At 61.8% G+C, this 17,131-nt stretch carries 14 protein-coding genes; 5 read left to right on the forward strand and 9 right to left on the reverse strand.

The genetic code is table 11. From position 1 onward, the window contains the following. Window positions 1-97: 97 nt before the first annotated feature. Window positions 98-988 carry a LysR family transcriptional regulator gene (locus tag HX839_RS24990; protein ID WP_134327051.1) on the reverse strand — a complete coding sequence of 297 codons (891 nt, stop codon included), beginning with the start codon at window positions 986-988 and terminating at the stop codon, window positions 98-100. A gap of 101 nt (window positions 989-1,089) precedes the next feature. Here HX839_RS24990 and HX839_RS24995 point away from each other — a divergent pair, with 101 nt between their 5' ends. The 3 genes from HX839_RS24995 (at window position 1,090) to HX839_RS25005 (ending at window position 5,152) form a co-directional block, all read left to right on the forward strand. Continuing rightward, window positions 1,090-2,505, forward strand: a complete 1,416-nt coding sequence (locus HX839_RS24995) for an aldehyde dehydrogenase family protein (RefSeq protein ID WP_177067854.1) — start codon at window positions 1,090-1,092, stop codon at window positions 2,503-2,505. Window positions 2,506-2,700: 195 nt separating this feature from the next. Continuing rightward, on the forward strand, window positions 2,701-4,593 hold the full coding sequence (gene mrdA / locus HX839_RS25000; RefSeq protein ID WP_003208249.1) for a penicillin-binding protein 2: 1,893 nt from the start codon (window positions 2,701-2,703) through the stop codon (window positions 4,591-4,593). Window positions 4,594-4,684: 91 nt separating this feature from the next. Then, window positions 4,685-5,152 (forward strand): SRPBCC family protein, encoded by a 468-nt coding sequence (locus tag HX839_RS25005; RefSeq protein WP_003208248.1) that lies wholly within the window; start codon window positions 4,685-4,687, stop codon window positions 5,150-5,152. 21 nt (window positions 5,153-5,173) lie between these two features. On the opposite strand, the gene HX839_RS25010 is transcribed toward HX839_RS25005, so the two are convergent. The 7 genes from HX839_RS25010 to HX839_RS25040 form a co-directional block, all read right to left on the reverse strand. Further along, complete coding sequence (locus tag HX839_RS25010) at window positions 5,174-5,761, reverse strand: hypothetical protein (protein WP_102369595.1); 588 nt, start codon at window positions 5,759-5,761, stop codon at window positions 5,174-5,176. 80 nt (window positions 5,762-5,841) lie between these two features. Then, complete coding sequence (locus tag HX839_RS25015; RefSeq protein ID WP_087695324.1) at window positions 5,842-6,813, reverse strand: cyclase family protein; 972 nt, start codon at window positions 6,811-6,813, stop codon at window positions 5,842-5,844. 27 nt (window positions 6,814-6,840) lie between these two features. Further along, on the reverse strand, window positions 6,841-7,599 hold the full coding sequence (locus tag HX839_RS25020; RefSeq protein ID WP_008434578.1) for an SDR family oxidoreductase: 759 nt from the start codon (window positions 7,597-7,599) through the stop codon (window positions 6,841-6,843). A gap of 32 nt (window positions 7,600-7,631) precedes the next feature. Further along, window positions 7,632-9,080: an aldehyde dehydrogenase family protein gene (locus tag HX839_RS25025; protein ID WP_102605360.1), complete on the reverse strand. Its 1,449-nt coding sequence runs from the start codon at window positions 9,078-9,080 to the stop codon at window positions 7,632-7,634. Window positions 9,081-9,082: 2 nt separating this feature from the next. Further along, window positions 9,083-10,189 carry a tartrate dehydrogenase gene (locus tag HX839_RS25030; RefSeq protein WP_003208239.1) on the reverse strand — a complete coding sequence of 369 codons (1,107 nt, stop codon included), beginning with the start codon at window positions 10,187-10,189 and terminating at the stop codon, window positions 9,083-9,085. 120 nt (window positions 10,190-10,309) lie between these two features. Then, window positions 10,310-11,191, reverse strand: coding sequence for a LysR family transcriptional regulator (locus HX839_RS25035; protein WP_177067855.1), 882 nt, complete (start codon window positions 11,189-11,191; stop codon window positions 10,310-10,312). 194 nt (window positions 11,192-11,385) lie between these two features. After that, window positions 11,386-13,620: a TonB-dependent siderophore receptor gene (locus tag HX839_RS25040; protein ID WP_177067856.1), complete on the reverse strand. Its 2,235-nt coding sequence runs from the start codon at window positions 13,618-13,620 to the stop codon at window positions 11,386-11,388. A gap of 230 nt (window positions 13,621-13,850) precedes the next feature. Here HX839_RS25040 and HX839_RS25045 point away from each other — a divergent pair, with 230 nt between their 5' ends. Continuing rightward, window positions 13,851-16,208: a DNA polymerase II gene (locus HX839_RS25045; RefSeq protein ID WP_177067857.1), complete on the forward strand. Its 2,358-nt coding sequence runs from the start codon at window positions 13,851-13,853 to the stop codon at window positions 16,206-16,208. Window positions 16,209-16,280: 72 nt separating this feature from the next. After that, window positions 16,281-16,859: a GNAT family N-acetyltransferase gene (locus tag HX839_RS25050; RefSeq protein WP_177067858.1), complete on the forward strand. Its 579-nt coding sequence runs from the start codon at window positions 16,281-16,283 to the stop codon at window positions 16,857-16,859. Here HX839_RS25050 and HX839_RS25055 read toward each other — a convergent pair. Continuing rightward, the gene (locus HX839_RS25055) at window positions 16,856-17,071 is read right to left on the reverse strand and encodes an AbrB/MazE/SpoVT family DNA-binding domain-containing protein (protein ID WP_003208231.1); all 216 of its coding nucleotides are present in this window, start codon (window positions 17,069-17,071) and stop codon (window positions 16,856-16,858) included. The genes HX839_RS25050 and HX839_RS25055 overlap by 4 nt on opposite strands. Window positions 17,072-17,131 lie beyond the last annotated feature (60 nt).

The raw sequence follows: 17,131 nt of genomic DNA on the forward strand, positions 1-17,131 counted from the left end.
TTCCAGAACCCCTGATTGCTTATGCAGTCAGGGGTTTTGTTTTGGGCGGTCGGAAAACGGGGAGAGAGCTGTTGGCCGTAAAAAAGATCCAGCCTGGTTAAAAGCCTTGCTCCCTGATCAACTCAATCAGTGCCCTTAACCCGGCCGGCACATGGCGCCTACCTGGGTAATAGAGGCGCAAGCAGTCAAAAGACGGCGTCCATTCCTCTAGTACGCGCACTAACGTCCCGTTCGCTAAATCGGCAGCGGCATTCCATTCCGTAAGATAGGTCAAGCCTAGTCCCGCCCTGGCAGCCTCAAGCATCAGAGTCGGATTATCCAGGGTCAAAACCCCTTGCACCTCTACAGCAAGCGCTTCGCCATGTCGCTCAAACTCCCAATGATAGATCGCCCCGCTGGGCATCCGGCTGCGAATACACTGATGGGCCCGCAGATCCATGGGACTGACGGGAACTGGGTTGAGAGCAAAATAGTCCGGGCTGCCCAATACCGCAAAACGCTGGGCCGGACTGATATCGATTGCGATCATGTCTTGAGGAACCGTATCACCGAGCCGAATCCCCGCATCAAACCCCTGCGCGACGATATCCACCAGCCGCCCCTCAGTGACGATATCCAATTTCATCCGTGGATAACGTCGCAGGTACTCCAGCAGCAACGGCATCACCTGCTTTGCCGCCCCCGCCGAGGTATTCAGGCGCAAGGTACCGCTGGGTTCCGCGCTGCGATTTCCTGCCTGTTCCAAGGCCGTGCGAATGCTCAACAGTGCAGGGGTAATGGTTTCGACAAACTCCGCGCCCACTTCAGATAACGACACGCTGCGCGTGGTGCGATTGAACAGCCTCACCCCCATCCGCGCTTCAAGCCCCGCGATAGAGTGGCTCAACGCCGATGTCGACACATTCAACTCGGTCGCCGCTGCACGAAAACTGCGATGCCGAGCCACTGCCAGCACCGCTTCCAACTCATTCAGCCCGGATGTATTCATTGTCCTGAATCGCTCATCAACTCATGCCGATTTGTACGGCTTATCAGCTTAATCATAGTGACTTACCGTAGGACGCACTAGCTCAGCGTCCCGGAGGACCTATGCAATACATCAACCAGATTTACATCAACGGCGCCTTTGTGACGCCCCATGGCGAAGAGCTTTTTGACCTGTTCAACCCTGCAACAGGCCAGCGTATCGGCCAGGTTCGATTGGCAAATGAACAAGACGCCCTGGATGCCATCGCTGCCGCCAAGCGAGCTTTTACCGAGTTCTCCCATAGCTCTAAAGATGTGCGCATCGACTATCTCAAACGCCTTCACGCCGCAGTTGAATCCATTGAAGACGCACTTACCGACGCGATTATCGAGGAGTACGGCGCCCCAATATCCCGTGCGCGGTGGATGGCCAGGCATGCGGCCAGCGTCCTGCAAGATGCCGCTTCAGTACTGGAGAGCTACAACTTCTCCCGACGCATTGGCATCGCCGAGGTGGTCATGCAGCCGCTGGGTGTGGCCGGCTTGATCACACCCTGGAACAGCAACGCCGGTTTTATCTGCGGCAAGCTCGCTGCGGCGTTGGCCGCCGGCTGTACCGCCGTGATCAAACCCAGTGAAATGAGCGCAATCCAGACCTCGCTAGTCACCCGCGCCCTGCATGACGCAGGCTTGCCTCCCGGTGTATTCAACATCGTCACTGGCCGTGGCGAAACCGTAGGCGCCGTGTTGAGCGCCCATCCCGACATCGCAAAAGTGTCCTTCACGGGTTCAACCGCTGTCGGCAAAACAATCCTGCGGACCGGCGCCGAGACCCTGAAGCGCGTGACCCTAGAGCTGGGCGGCAAATCACCGGTGCTGATTCTCGATGATGCGGACCTCAAGACGGCCGTGCCCATGGCCCTTCAGGCCGGTTTCATGAACAGCGGCCAGGCCTGTATCGCCGGCACTCGAATCCTGGTACCCGAAAGTCGTTTGGAAGAAATCGAAGCGCTGATGATCGACGAGGTGGGCAACGTGCAAGCCGGCGACCCTCGTGACCCAGCCACTGCGGTCGGCCCCATGGTCAGCCAAAAACAGTGGGAGCGCGTACAGCGCTACATTCAGATCGGGATCGAGGAGGGCGCCCACCTATTGGCAGGAGGTCGCGGTTTGCCTGAGGGCATCAAAGCCGGGTGGTTCGTAAAACCAACCGTATTCAGCCGGGTGACCAACCAAATGGCCATCGCCCGCGAGGAGATTTTCGGCCCAGTGCTCTCGATCATTACCTACGCAACCGAGGAAGAGGCCCTGACCATCGCCAACGACACACCCTACGGCCTCCAGGCATACATCCTGTCTTCAAATCCCGAACGCGCCCGCAGGCTGGCCAGCCGTATAGACGCTGGCCGAGTGCTGATCAATACCCTGGCCCATGAACCTCTAGCGCCGTTTGGTGGCTTCAAGCAATCGGGTATCGGCCGCGAGTACGGCACATTCGGCCTCGAAGCCTTCCTGGAGCCCAAGTCGATCCTGAGCTGATCGTCAGCATAAAAACGCATGAATAAGGTCAACGGCTCAAACCAAAGTGCATGAACAGGCTCCATTAGCACACCGTTCAGGGAAATCGATGCAAAGTGTTTCTGCATTTTTGGTATGGTGCAGCACATTTTCACAAGGACTGATTTTTCCTCCGCAGGAAGCGGCGTCGACCTTATTCAACGAGATGCTGTAGAAATGCCTGAACCAATACCGATCAAGGATCACGAAAAAGAAAACCGCCTGGTCAACAAGCGGCTGCTGGCCTGCGCGCTGCTGGTAATCGGCATTACCTGCGCCCTGGTAGGTCGGATGTACTTCCTGCAGGTGGTGCAGTACGACTACCACTCCACCATTTCCGAAAACAATCGCGTCCACGTCCTGCCGATCACACCGACCCGCGGCCTGATCTATGACCGCAACGGCGTAGTACTTGCCGACAACCGTCCCAGCTACAACCTGACCATCACCCGCGAGCGCACCACCGATCTCAAAGGAGAGCTGGACGCTATCGTCAGCCTCCTGCATCTGCCCGCCGAGGATCGCGGCGTATTTGATAAGGCGCTCAAGCAAGCCCGTCATCCCTTCGTGCCCGTCACCCTGTTCTACGAGCTGACCGAAGAGCAGATAGCCGTGCTGGCCGTCAACGAATTCCGCCTGCCGGGCGTGGATGTCGAGCCGCAATTCGTCCGCCATTACCCCCTGGGTGCGCACTTTGCCCACTCCATTGGCTACGTAGGCCGGATCAACGAAAAAGAATCCAAAGCCCTCGACTCAGTGGAGTACCGGGGCACGCAGTCCATTGGTAAAACCGGGATCGAGCGTTTCTACGAGTCCGAGTTGCATGGCCACGTCGGCTATGAAGAAGTTGAAACCAACGCCCAGGGCCGCGTCCTGCGGGTGCTCAAGCACACCGACCCGATCCCCGGCAAAAACATCGTGCTGAGCCTGGACGTCAAACTCCAGGAAGCCGCCGAAGAAGCCCTCGGCGACCGCCGTGGTTCGGTGGTTGCTCTCGACCCGGCAACCGGCGAAGTGCTGGCGATGGTCAGCAAGCCAAGCTTCGACCCGAACCTGTTTGTCACCGGCATCAGCTTCAAGGAATACGCCGCGCTGCACGACTCCCTCGACCGTCCGCTGTTCAACCGGGTGCTGCGTGGGCTCTACGCGCCGGGTTCGACGATCAAGCCGGAAGTCGCCATCGCTGGCCTCGACAGCGGCGTGGTTACCGCCCAGACCCGGGTGTTCGACCCGGGCTATTACCAACTCCCGGATTTCGACCACAAATACCGCAACTGGAACCACAGCGGTGATGGTTGGGTGGACATGGACGCAGCGATCATGCGCTCCAACGACACCTACTTCTACGACCTGGCCCACAAGCTGGGTATCGACCGCCTGCACGACTACCTGGCCGAGTTCGGCCTTGGCCAGAAAGTCTCCCTCGACATGTTCGAAGAGTCAGCCGGCCTGATGCCGTCCCAAGCCTGGAAGCGCGCTACCCGGCGCCAGCCGTGGTTCCCGGGTGAAACCGTGATCCTCGGCATCGGCCAGGGTTACATGCAGGTCACCCCGTTGCAGCTGGCCCAGGCCACTGCGCTGATCGCCAACAAGGGCGTGTGGAACCGACCGCACCTGGCCAAGACCATCAATGGCGTGCCGCCGGTGGATGAAAACCCGATGCCCAACGTGGTGCTCAAAGACCCGCGCGACTGGGAGCAGGTCAACCACGGCATGCAATTGGTAATGCACGATCCACGCGGTATCGCCCGGGCGGCTGCAGCCGGTGCGCAGTACCGGATTGCTGGCAAGTCTGGTACTGCGCAGGTAGTGGCGATCAAGCAGGGCGAGCGTTACAACCGTCTCAAGACCCTGGAGCGCAACCGCGATAACGCCTTGTTCGTCGGCTTTGCCCCGGCGGAGCACCCGCGGATCGTGATTTCGGTGATGATCGAAAACGGCGAGGCTGGTGGCCGAGTGGCGGGGCCGGTGGTGCGCCAGATCATGGACGCCTGGCTGCTCGATCAGGAAGGCCACTTGAAGCCGCAATACGCGACCCCTGCCAAGGCGCCGGGTGATCCCCACGTTTGACGCCACAAGGGCATGACACCGTCATGCCCTATCCCTTTTCAAAGGTTGCGCATTGGTCGATGTCGCCTACTGTCAATACAGGAGGTGTCTCATGCACGAATCAAATGAAATCAAACGTAAAGTCCTGCTCAACGCTCCACGCCAACGGGTCTGGGAAGCACTGACCGACGCCGAGCAATTCGGCAGCTGGTTTGGCATCGCCCTCAAGGGCAAACAGTTCGCCCAGGGGCGGGCCATTGAAGCCCCGATCACCTATCCCGGTTACGAGCACGTGGTGTGGAAGGCAAGGATCGAGCGGCTTGAACCACAGACACGGTTCTCTTTCAGCTGGCATCCCTACGCCGTAGACAAGGATGTGGATTACGACGCGGAAACCCCAACGCTGGTGGAGTTCACCCTCGAGGATCACGCCGAAGGCATCTTGTTGCGGGTGGTGGAGTCAGGTTTTGACGGGATCCCGGACGTTCGCCGCCAGAAGGCCTACAAGAAGAACTCCCGAGGCTGGGATGATCAGATGAACAACATCGAAGACTATCTGGCGAAATCCCATCAGCCGTGAGCTGATGGGGCGCCGCATTCATCAGCCCTCGTGGGCGGTGCTGATTTCCAGGGTATCGGTGTAGGTCACCAACACGCTTTGGCCGACCTTGAGGTCTTTGAGGCCTGCGCGAATTTCCGGTTTCTCCACGGTCAGTACTTTGCTCTGGCCCGCCGGGTTTTCCAGGGTTACCTGGTTTTTCGCCAGGTCAATGTGGGTGATCTTCAACTGCACCTGTACCTGGCGGAAGGCCGCACCGCCCGGGTTCGGGTTATCCGCGGTGGCGCGCAAGACGCCAGTCTTCTCGGTGGCGTCCGGTGCGCTCTTGTCGATGTCGGTGTCCAGCACGGCGGCGACCGAATGGGTCACCAGCACCTTGACCTGATCACCTGCCTTGAGATTGCCCAGATCCTTGGCCTGGTCGCTGAGCTGCACATGCACCTTGCGGCCTTCGGCACCTTCGAGCACCACCTGATGGTTGGCGGCATCCACCTCCAGCACCTTGGTGGTCACCTCATCGGCTTCCAGCGACTTGGACAGCGGGATATCGGCAGCATGTGCCGTCAGGGCACCAGCAGACAGCAGGGTTGCCAGGGCAATTGCCTGGCGAAGAGGGCGCAATACATTCATTGAGTGGACTTCCATGTGAGAGGAGCCTTGAGTCTAGTGGCGCGTTCGCGATTCGCAAATTCGCCACTGAGACGGAACGGCTACTTGATCACCACCGGATTCACCGGTGCGCCACTGCCCCCGACAATCTTCAGCGGGGCGGCGGTGTAGAGGAATTTCCACTGGCCGTCGTCCGCACAATCGGCGGCCAGTTCCTCCAGCAACACGATTTCGGTGAAGGCGATCCCCAGGTTGCGCATCAGCGCGCAATGCAGCGGAATCTGCACCCCGGACACCGGGTCGGTGATCACTTCGTTGGCGATGGTGTCGGTCACCAGGTTGGGGATTTCCATCTCGTGGAACCACTCCACCAGCTCCCGGCTGTAGGTCAGCCCCGGCTCCATCAGGTCCTTGAAGAACTCGGTCTTGCCCAGCTCATAAAACGCCCCCATGGACCCGGTGCGGATGATCAGGATGTCACGTTTTTCAATGGTCACGCCCTGGGCTTTGGCGGCGTCGAGCAGGTCCAAGTGGTTGAAGGTTTCGCCCCGGCCCAGGCACTTCTTGCCGCGATGGCGGGCCATGTCGATCAGCACCGCACGGCCCACCACGCCGCGTTCGGCAATCGCCAGCACGCTGGCCTTGGCCATGCCGCCAACGGTGGTCTGGGCGTCGTAGCCGTTCCACAGTTGATTGTCGTACCAGGCGTGGCCGAGGGCGTCGTACTGGGTCGAGCCTTGCAGCTGCATGAAGATCACGTCATCGGAATACGCCGCACCACCGGTCATGTGCGGCTGTTTGCCGAAGTGGTAATGGCTGTGGTCGAGGGTGTTGAAGCGCATCGACGGGTTGCGCGCCGGCCACATCGGGTCGCCGTCGGGGTGGCCGATCTGCACTTGCAGGGTAAAGGTCTTGCCCTGGCGCACCGAGGCCACGCCCCGCAGTACTTCGGCTTCAGTCAGGTAATTGAGGGCGCCGACTTCGTCGTCCGGGCCCCATTTACCCCAGTTCTTTGGCAGGCCTTCAAGCAATTCGCGGGTGTTCGGCTCGTTCTTATTATGAAGATCACACATAGCAATTCCGGTCCCTGTGAGAGTGAGTTACACGCAGCGCCCGCCATCGACTTCAAGGCAAGTGCCGGTGATGAACGCCGCTTCGTCCGACGCCAGGTACAGGCAGGCGTTGGCCACATCTTGCGGGGTGGAAAAGCGCCCCAGGGGAATGGTCGCCATGAATTTCTGGCGGTTTTCCGGGGTGTCCGGTACGCCCATGAATTCGCTGAGCAACGCCGTGGCACCCACTACCGGGTTCACGCAGTTGACGCGGATATTGTCCGGCCCCAGCTCCGCCGCCATGGTCTTGCTCATGACCACCACTGCGCCCTTGCTGCCGTTATACCAGACCAGTCCCGGACGCGGGCGGATCGCCGCCGTCGAGGCAATATTGACGAACACGCCGCCGCCCTGGCCGCGAAAATGCGGCACAAAATGCTTGGCGCTCAAGAAGATGCTTTTGACGTTGACCGCAAACACCCGGTCGAACTCGGCTTCGTCGACTTCCAGCATCGGCCGGTTGCGGTGGGTGGTACCGGCGTTGTTGATGACGATGTCCAGCCCACCGAATTGCTCCAGTGTGCCGCGCAGCAGCGCGCCCATGCTTTCATCGTTGGCCACGTTGACCTCGATAAAGTGCGCATGGCCGCCGCTTTCGGCAATCTCATTGACCACTCGCTGACCGCCCACGGCGTTCATGTCCGCAACGATGACCTTGGCGCCCTGGCGGGCAAATGTCTTGGCGATGCCCTCGCCAAACCCCGAGCCGGCGCCGGTGACGATCGCGACTTTATTGGCTAAACGCATGGTGTGTTCTCCGTTCTTGTTGTTGTGAGGAATCAACCGTGTTTGATCGCAATGGTCTTCAAGGTGGTAAAGCCCAGCAGCGCCTCGAAGCCTTTTTCCCGTCCATACCCGCTGGCCTTCACGCCGCCGAATGGCAATTCAACGCCGCCACCGGCGCCATAGTTATTGATGAACACCTGGCCACAACGCAGGGTGCGCGCCAGGCGCATTTGCCGTGCGCCATCGCGGGTCCACACGCCGGCCACCAGGCCGAACTCGGTGCCGTTGGCCAGGCGAATCGCTTCGGCTTCATCATCGAAGGGCATCACGGCCAGCACCGGGCCGAACACTTCCTGTTGCGCCAGGCGACTGTCAGGCGGCACATCGCGAAACAGCACCGCCTCCTGGAAATACCCGCCGCTGCCGGCCTCGGCAACCACCGTTCCGCGCGCGGCGACGGTGATCCCTTCCTGTTCGGCTTGACGAATAAACTCGCGCACCAGGCGCAGCTGCTTCTGATTGATCAGCGGGCCCATGTCCAGGTCCAGCGCCGAAGGCCCGGCGCGCAGTTCGCTGAAACGTTGGCTGAGGCGTGCGAGCAGGGTTTCGTAAATGCTGCGTTCCACCAGCAAACGGCTGCCGGCGGAGCAGGTTTGCCCGCAGTTCTGAATGATGGCGTTGACCAGCACCGGCAACGCTTCATCCAGGTCGGCATCGGCGAACACCAGTTGCGGCGACTTGCCGCCCAACTCCAGGGTGACCGGGCAGTGGCGTTCGGCAGCGGCTTTCGACACAGCAGTACCGGTGGCGGTGGAGCCGGTGAACGAAATGTGATCGATGCCCGGGTGTGCACACAACGCCGCGCCGGCTTCGTAGCCGTAACCGGTGACTACGTTGATCGCGCCGGCTGGAAAACCAACCTCGGCAGCGATTTCCGCCAGGCGCAGCAACGACAGGCTGGCATCTTCCGCCGGCTTGACCACGCACGCATTGCCCGCCGCCAACGAGGCGCCGACGCTGCGCCCGAAAATCTGCATCGGGTAATTCCACGGGATGATATGCCCGGTCACCCCGTGGGGTTCGCGCACCGTCAACACCGTGTAGCCGGCCTGGTACGGCAGGGTTTCGCCGTGCAGTTTGTCGGCGGCACCCGCGTAGTATTCGAAATAGCGGGCAAGGGCGGTGGCATCGGCGCGGGCGACTTTCAGCGCCTTGCCGGTGTCCCGCGCCTCGATCTGCGCCAGCTCTTCATGATGTTCCAGCACCGCCACGCCAAGCTTGGCCAGCAAACGGCTGCGCTCCACGGCAGACAACCGGCCCCACGGGCCGTCGAAGGTTTCGCCGAGTGCCAGGCGCGCCGCGCTGATCGCCGCCTCGATATCGGCGGCCGTGCCACGGGCGATGCTCGAATAGGTTTCGCCGGTGCTGGGGTCGATCACCGGAATGTCTTCCAGCGAGGTCGACGCCAGCCATTGGTTGGCGATGTAATGTGCGTTGGTCATGTTCAGCTCCTGTTCCCTGCGACGCATTCGGCGATGGCGCGACCCACTTCGACAGTGCTGGCGCTGCCGCCCATTTCCCGGGTGCGCGGGCCTTCGGCAAGCACCGTTTCGATGGCGGACACGATGGCTGCCGCCGCTTCCTGGTAAAGCGGATCACCGTCGCCCAGGTGCTCGATCATCAGCGCGGCCGACCAGATCTGCCCGATGGGATTGGCGACACCGAGCCCGGCAATATCCGGCGCGGAACCGTGCACCGGCTCGAACAGCGACGGGTAGCGCCGCTCGGGATTGAGGTTGGCCGACGGCGCGATGCCGATGGTGCCGGTGCACGCCGGGCCGAGGTCGGAAAGGATGTCGCCGAACAGGTTGGAGGCCACCACCACATCGAACCAGTCGGGATGCTGCACGAAGTGCGCGCACAGAATGTCGATGTGGAACTTGGCGGTCTTCACGTCCGGGTAGCGCCGGGCAATTTCGTTAACCCGCTCGTCCCAGAACGGCATGGTGATCGAGATACCATTGGATTTGGTCGCCGCCACCAGGTTTTTCCGCGGCCGCTGTTGCGCCAGTTTGAAGGCGTAGTCCACCACGCGGTCCACGCCTTCGCGGGAGAAGATCGACTCCTGCACTGCGATTTCCCGCGCCGTGCCTTCCCACATGCGGCCGCCAACGCTGGAGTATTCGCCCTCGGTATTTTCCCGCACCACGATAAAGTCGATGTCCCCCGGCACGCGGCCGGCCAGCGGGCAGGGCACGCCGGGCATCAGGCGCACCGGGCGGATATTCACGTATTGATCGAACTGGCGGCGGATCTTCAGCAGCGACTCCCACACCGCAGTGTGGTCGGCAATGATGTCGGGCGCACCCACCGCGCCGAAGAAGATCGCGTCATGGCTGCCGATCTGTTCGGCCCAGTCGTCGGGCATCATCGTGCCGTGGGCCAGGTAGTGTTCGCTGCACCAGGCAAAGTGGTCGAAGTGAAAGTGAATACCGAAGCGCCGGCTGACAGCGTCCAGTACCCGCAGGCCTTCGGGCACCACTTCGCGGCCGATGCCGTCGCCGGGAATCACGGCGATGCGGTGGGTGGGGCGGGTGTGGGATTGGGACACGCCGTGTCTCCTGTCTTGTTTTTATAGGAAGGTCTGGCGGGGGCATTCTTGGCACAGCTGTGACAACAGGGGAATTGCTAATTGTGGAATCGGCCTTCGCAAAATTCGAAGGCCAAAGGTTTACGCAGGGTTGGCACTCAAGTAGTCGAACAGTGCCAGGCTCGTCAGCGACGGCTGTTCCTTGCGCATGCACAGGTACATCTGCCGGTCGGCCCAGCTGTCGTCGATTTCGATAAAGCGCAAGGCCATCTCCTTGCGGAAGATCTGCACCGCGCCCTGTGGCAACACGCCCACACCCTGGCCGGCGGCGATCAAGCGGCACACTGCTTCGAAACTGCGCACCTGCACCCGCAGCCGCAACGGCATGCCGATCGCCGCGGCGGCCTCGGTAATCAACGGGGTGATGGCGGCGTTGTCTTCCAGGCCGACGAAGTCGTAGCCGAGCAAATCCTCGAAGCGCGCATGGCGCATTTTCAGTGGGTGGTCATTGGGCACGAGCAGGCACAGGCGGTCCTGGCAGTAGGGCTCGAACCGCAGCTCTTCGCTGGGGCGGGTGGTGACGATACCGACATCTGCCACGCCCTCGCGCACGGCCTGGAGGATCTCCCGGCTGCGCTCCTCGCGAATATCCAGGCGGATGCCCGGGTGCAAGGTGTTCCACTGGGTCAGTTGGCGCGGCAGTTCCTGGCTCATCGCCGAACTGTTGGCGTACAGGCAAACCCGGCCGGTGGCGCCCTTGGCGTAATCGGCGAGATCGGCGTGCATGCCGTCCACGGCCCGCAGGATCGATTGTGCATGCTGGGCCAATACTTCCCCGGCTGCCGTCGGTGAAACGCCGGTGGAGGTGCGGGTCAGCAGGGCGACCTTGAAGTGCTGCTCCAGCAGCGACAGGCGTCGGCTGGCGGCAGAGAGGGAGAGATGGGATTGCTCGGCCGCCCGGGACAGGTTGCCCAGCTTGATCGCCTTGAGGAACAGCTCGATGGAAGTGAGGTCGGGGGACATGCCGGGGTCCTTGTGCGCAGTGGTTGGGAAACTACGCAGTTGGCGTTCGGCTGTCCAATGTCCGGCAAACAACCCGGGTGCAGGCAGATCTGCTTTCTGTAGGAGCTGGCTTGCCTGCGATAGCATCACCGAGGTGCATCTGACACACCGAGGTGCCTGCATCGCAGGCAAGCCAGCTCCTACATTGACTAGGGTTAGAAGTCGATACTGGCCGACAGCTTGGCCACGCGCGGGTCACCTTGGGTCAGGTAGCCGCCGAGTGCCGATTCCCAGTACTTGGTATTGGCGACGTTCTCCACAGTGGCGCCGAGGGTGACGTCTCGCTGGTCCACCTTGAAGGTGTAGCGGGCGCCCACGTCGAAGCGGTTCCAGGCGGGCAGGCTGAGGTTGTTGGCCGCGTCGGCATATTGGCCGCCGGTGCGCAGCATTCGTCCGTTGACTGTCACGCCTTGCAGGCCTGGTACATCCCAGTCCACGCCGGCATTCAGTTGGAAGGTCGGTACGCCGATGGCGCGGTTGCCGTCGTTGGCGCCGTTCTGGGTGCCGTGGACTTCGGTGTGGATGATGGTTGCGCCGCCCAGCAGGCGCAGGCCGGCGATCGGTTCACCGAACACGTTGAGCTCAACGCCTTTGTTGACTTGCTCGCCCTGGCGAACATAGGTGGCGCTCAAGCCGTCGGCGCTGAGTTGTGAGTAACCGTCGGTTGGTTGCTCGATGCGATACACACCCAGGGTTGCGCCATAGGTACCCATGTCGAGCTTGACCCCGGCTTCGGTCTGTTTCGAGCGCGCCGGGGCATAGGCCTGGCCGGCGTTGGTAATGGGTGCGGTGCCGGCGTTCTGAGGTGCGGTCGGGCCCTGGGCCAAGCCTTCGATATGGTTGGCATAGAACGACACGTGGTCCCACGGCTTGAACACCAGGCCGTACACCGGTGTGGTGATCGACTTGTCGTAATCGGCGTTACGTGGGCCCGACCCGTAGGCATACCCTTGGACCACCAGTTCCTGGCGGCGCAACCCGGCGGTCACCAGCAAGCGATCATCCATAAAGCCCAGGGTGTCCGAGACCGCTGCACTGCGGGCGAAGGTCTTGGCGGTGATGCCCGGATCGTTCAGGTCGCCGCCGACGAAGCTGCCCTTGACCGGTTCGGCCACGTCCACCGGGTTATAGATATTGCTGGCGTGGCCGTTGAGGTCGAAGTCATAGGCGTTGCGCGTCTGGGCCCAGATCCCGGTCAACCCGAAGTTCAGTTTGTGGCTGACAGCGCCGGTCTGGAACTTGCCATTCAAGCCCGCCATCAGGCTGGTGTTGTCTTCCTGGTGGGCGATGCGCGAGCCGCTGACGGTGGCATTGCCCAGGGTGTCATTCAACGTGACCGAGGAGTAACGGCCAATCTCGTTGGTGTGCTTGGCGCCGCCCGCGATGTAGGCGGTCCAGTTGTCATTCAGATCGTACTCGGCGCGCAACATGCCGAAAGTGTCTTCCAGGCTGCTGGTGCCCCAGCTCGGCGCGTAGTTGGTGTCGGCCGAAGGCGCGTTGGGGATATGGGTCAGGTTCTGGCCGAGCAACACGGTGTTGCGCCCGCCATTGATCTGCTGTTTCGAGTAGACAAAGTCTCCCGACAAACGCAGCGCATCACCGCGATAGTCCAGACCAACCGCAAACAGCTTCGAACGCTGGCTTTCGTCATCGATCCCGGTGTCGCCTTCACGCTGGGAAATATTCACCCGTGCGCCAAAACGATTGTCCTCGCCAAAACGTTGCCCGATATCCAGGTGCTCGCCGACCCGGCCATCGCTGCTGATGTCGGTGCTGAAACGCCGCAACGGCACATCATCGGCGCGCTTGGGTTGCAGGTTCACACCGCCGCCAATCCCGGAGCCGCCGGGCGTCACGCCGTTGATAAAGGCGTTGGGGCCCTTGAACACTTCAACCCGCTCCAGGGCGTCGGTGGACATGATCTGGCGCGGCAGGATGCCGTACAGACCGTTGAACGAAATGTCATCGCCGTTCAGCGGCAGGCCACGGATCACAAAGGCCTGGGCCTGGTTCGCGTACCCCGACGCCTGGCGCACGGACGAATCGTTGAGCAGCACATCGCCGACGTTCTCGGCCTGCTGGTCACGGATCAATTTTTCGGTGTAGGAAGACATGCTGAAGGGCACGTCCATGATGTCCTGGTTGCCCAGTACCCCCAGTTGCCCGCCGCGGGCGACCTGGCCGCCGGCGTACACCGGGGGCAGGGCGTTGGGCGTGGCCGCGTCGGCGCTGATGGTGGTAGCACCCAGTTCCAGAGCCTTGCCGTCCTGACTGTTGTTCGCATCCTGCGGGGTTTCTGGAGTGGCGGCGTGAGCGGCGAGGCTCAGGGAGCAGCAAAGGGCGAGCAGGGTAGGGCGAAACGGCACAGCCAAACGGGTGGAAGTGGGCATGGTCGATCCTGACGGCGAACCGTCAATGTGAGGAAAAGGGCAACAACGTTGCGCGTCCTCGCTGCGCGGATACGACTCCGGTGCGAATGATAGTAATTGTCATTAATGTTCTGCAACAAGTTTGTGAGATTACTCTCTCCGTATACGTAGGCCATTTCGGTTAAATCGCCGCGCCGTGGCACAGGCCGAGTAGAATCACGCCCTGAAAGTGATTCTTGAGGTGTGGCAAGGTGGATTTACAGCAGGGGTTTGTCCTGACCCGGCATTGGCGCGACACCCCGGCGGGCACGGAGGTCAGCTTTTGGCTGGCTACCGATCAAGGCCCCAGGTTCGTGCGCTTGCCGGTGCAGACCTCCGTGATGTTCATCCCGCAAGCCCATCGCAAGCCCGCCGAGCTGCAGCTCAAGGGCGAGCGCGGTATCGAGTTGCGTGACCTGGCGCTCTGCGACTTCCACCATCGCCCGGTGCTGGGCCTCTACACCAAACAGCATCGCCAATTGATGGACCTGGAAAAGCGCCTGCGTCGAGCCGACATCGACGTCTACGAAGGCGATGTGCGCCCGCCCGATCGCTACATGATGGAGCGCTTCATCACCGCGCCGGTGTTGTTCGGCGGCAAAGCGGGCGAGGGCGGCATGCTGGTGGAGGCGCAGATGAAACCCGCGCCGGATTACCGCCCGCCCCTCAAGCTGGTGTCGCTGGACATCGAGACCACCGCCCAGGGCGACCTGTATTCCATCGCCCTGGAAGGTTGCGGCGAGCGCCAGGTGTACATGCTCGGCCCGCCCAACAACACCGATGCGGTGGACTTCAAGCTCGACTACTGCGACACCCGCGCCGAACTCCTCGAACGCCTGAATGTGTGGCTCGCCACCCATGACCCCGACGCGATCATCGGCTGGAACCTGGTGCAGTTCGACCTGCGCGTGCTGCACGAACACGCGCAACGCCTGAACGTGCCGCTGCTGCTGGGCCGTGGCGGCGATGCCATGGGCTGGCGCGAGCACGGCAGCCGCAATCACTACTTCGCGGCAGCGGCCGGGCGGTTGATCATCGATGGCATCGAAGCCTTGCGCTCGGCCACCTGGAGTTTCGAATCCTTCAGCCTGGAAAACGTCGCCCAGACCTTGCTCGGTGAAGGTAAATCGATCTCCACGCCGTACCAGCGCATGGACGAAATCAACCGCATGTTCGCCGAGGACAAGCCCGCGCTGGCACGCTACAACCTCAAGGACTGCGAGCTGGTCACGCGGATTTTCGAGAAGACCGAGCTGCTGAAATTCCTCCTCGAACGAGCCAGCGTCACCGGCTTGCCGGCAGACCGCAACGGCGGTTCGGTGGCAGCGTTCACGCACCTGTACATGCCGCTGATGCACCGCCAGGGTTTCGTCGCGCCGAACCTGGGAGACAAACCACCCCAGGCCAGCCCCGGCGGGTTTGTCATGGATTCGCGCCCGGGCCTCTACGAGTCGGTGCTGGTGCTTGACTACAAAAGCCTCTACCCGTCGATCATCCGCAGCTTTCTGATCGACCCGGTGGGCCTGATCGAAGGCCTGCGTCACCCCGAAGACAGCGAGTCGGTGGAAGGCTTTCGCGGTGCGCGGTTTTCCCGCACCCGGCATTGCCTGCCGTCGATTGTCGCGCGGGTTTCCGAGGGCCGCGAAGTGGCCAAACGCGAACACAACGCGCCGCTGTCACAGGCGCTGAAGATCATCATGAACGCCTTCTACGGCGTACTCGGCTCCAGTGGTTGCCGCTTTTTCGACACGCGACTGGCATCGTCCATCACCCTGCGCGGCCACCAGATCATGCGCCAGACCCGCGAGCTGGTCGAAGCCCGGGGTTATGAGGTGATCTACGGCGATACCGACTCGACTTTTGTCTGGCTCGGCAGCCCCCATTCCCAGGAAGACGCGACGCGCATCGGCCTGGACCTGGTGCAGCACGTCAACACCTGGTGGCGCGAGCGGCTGCAGAATGAGTTCGGCCTGCAAAGCGCCCTGGAACTGCAATACGAAACCCACTTCAGCCGCTTCCTGATGCCGACCATTCGTGGTGCGGAAGAGGGCAGCAAAAAGCGCTACGCCGGGCTGGTCACCCGTGCCGACGGCAGCGAAGAAATGGTCTACAAGGGCCTGGAAACCGTACGCAGCGACTGGTCGCCCCTGGCCCGGCAATTCCAGCAGGAACTCTACCAGCGCATCTTCCACCGCCAGCCCCACCAGGATTATGTGCGCGACTACGTACGTCGCACCTTGAGCGGCGAGCTCGACGACCTGCTGATCTACCGCAAGCGCCTGCGCCGGCAACTGGGTGACTACGAGCGCAACGTACCGCCCCACGTGCGCGCCGCGCGGCTGGCCGACGAATACAACGACCGCCAGGGCCGCCCGCGCCAGTACCAGAACGGTGGCTGGATCAGCTACGTGATCAGCGTCAACGGCCCCGAGCCGCTGGAAGTGCGCCAGGCACCGATCGACTACGACCACTACGTCACCCGGCAACTGCAACCGGTGGCGGACGCGATCCTGCCGTTTGTAAACGATGACTTCGGCACCCTGGTGGGCGGCCAGATGGGCTTGTTCTGAAACGGCTTGCCTTGAGGTGGCGAGAGCCTGCAATCTTGGCCACTGACGACCACCAGACAGCGCAGCCCTCCCATGACTGAAATCACCCTGACCGGCACCACGGTCGAACTCCGGCCCCTGCAACGCGAACACGCCACCGCGCTGGTACAGGCTGCTGCCGACGGGCAGTTGTGGAACCTCAAGGTCACCAACGTGCCGGGGCCCGACACCGTCGAAAAGTACGTGGACATTGCCCTGGCCGGGCGTGAGGCGGGCACCGTGATGCCGTTTGTCATCGTGCGCCGCGACACCGGTGAAGTGGTGGGCAGCACCCGATTCTGGAAGATCGACCGGGTCAATCGCAAGCTGGAGATCGGCCACACGTTTATCAGCCAGTCGGTGCAGAAATCCGGGGTCAACACCGAGGCCAAGCTGTTGCTGCTGACCCACGCGTTTGAAGTGATGGAGTGCGTGCGGGTGCAGTTCACCACCGATGAACTCAACGAAAAATCCCGGGCCGCGATCCTGCGCCTCGGCGCGGTACAGGAAGGGATCGTGCGCCACGAGCGCATCATGCCCGATGGCCGCAAGCGCAACTCGGTGCGCTTCAGCATCATTGATCCGGAATGGCCACAGGTGAAGGCGGGGTTGCAAGCCAGGCTGGCTCGCTAGGGCTTATGGCTCAGCTCTTCCACCAACTCATCCATCCGGTCGGCAATTTTCGGCGTGGTCGACAGCACAAAGCCTTTTTGCGTGCCCACATAGGTCTCGACGATGTACAGCGTGTCGCCCACATCCAGCCCCAGTTCCTGCAAGGCTTCGTCTGGCAGGCGGATGGCGCCGTCGCCGTCCCAGTCTTCGATCGTGACGCGTTTGCTGTGCATGATGGCTTCCCGTTGAACGAATGAACGGCCTAGCCTAACACCTCAATCCACTGCCAGGAG

Source organism: Pseudomonas sp. I8001, from assembly GCF_013385345.1.
Classification (GTDB): domain Bacteria; phylum Pseudomonadota; class Gammaproteobacteria; order Pseudomonadales; family Pseudomonadaceae; genus Aquipseudomonas.

Excerpts from the sequence above, each read along its gene's own strand:
- HX839_RS24995 (WP_177067854.1), top strand. The coding sequence starts at position 1,090 with ATGCAATACATCAACCAGATTTACATCAACGGCGCCTTTGTGACGCCC.
- mrdA (WP_003208249.1), top strand. The coding sequence starts at position 2,701 with ATGCCTGAACCAATACCGATCAAGGATCACGAAAAAGAAAACCGCCTG.
- HX839_RS25040 (WP_177067856.1), bottom strand. The coding sequence starts at position 13,620 with ATGCCCACTTCCACCCGTTTGGCTGTGCCGTTTCGCCCTACCCTGCTC.
- HX839_RS25050 (WP_177067858.1), top strand. The coding sequence starts at position 16,281 with ATGACTGAAATCACCCTGACCGGCACCACGGTCGAACTCCGGCCCCTG.
- HX839_RS25020 (WP_008434578.1), bottom strand. The coding sequence starts at position 7,599 with ATGCGTTTAGCCAATAAAGTCGCGATCGTCACCGGCGCCGGCTCGGGG.
- HX839_RS25055 (WP_003208231.1), bottom strand. The coding sequence starts at position 17,071 with ATGCACAGCAAACGCGTCACGATCGAAGACTGGGACGGCGACGGCGCC.
- HX839_RS25005 (WP_003208248.1), top strand. The coding sequence starts at position 4,685 with ATGCACGAATCAAATGAAATCAAACGTAAAGTCCTGCTCAACGCTCCA.
- HX839_RS25015 (WP_087695324.1), bottom strand. The coding sequence starts at position 6,813 with ATGTGTGATCTTCATAATAAGAACGAGCCGAACACCCGCGAATTGCTT.
- HX839_RS24990 (WP_134327051.1), bottom strand. The coding sequence starts at position 988 with ATGAATACATCCGGGCTGAATGAGTTGGAAGCGGTGCTGGCAGTGGCT.
- HX839_RS25025 (WP_102605360.1), bottom strand. The coding sequence starts at position 9,080 with ATGACCAACGCACATTACATCGCCAACCAATGGCTGGCGTCGACCTCG.
- HX839_RS25035 (WP_177067855.1), bottom strand. The coding sequence starts at position 11,191 with ATGTCCCCCGACCTCACTTCCATCGAGCTGTTCCTCAAGGCGATCAAG.
- HX839_RS25010 (WP_102369595.1), bottom strand. The coding sequence starts at position 5,761 with ATGAATGTATTGCGCCCTCTTCGCCAGGCAATTGCCCTGGCAACCCTG.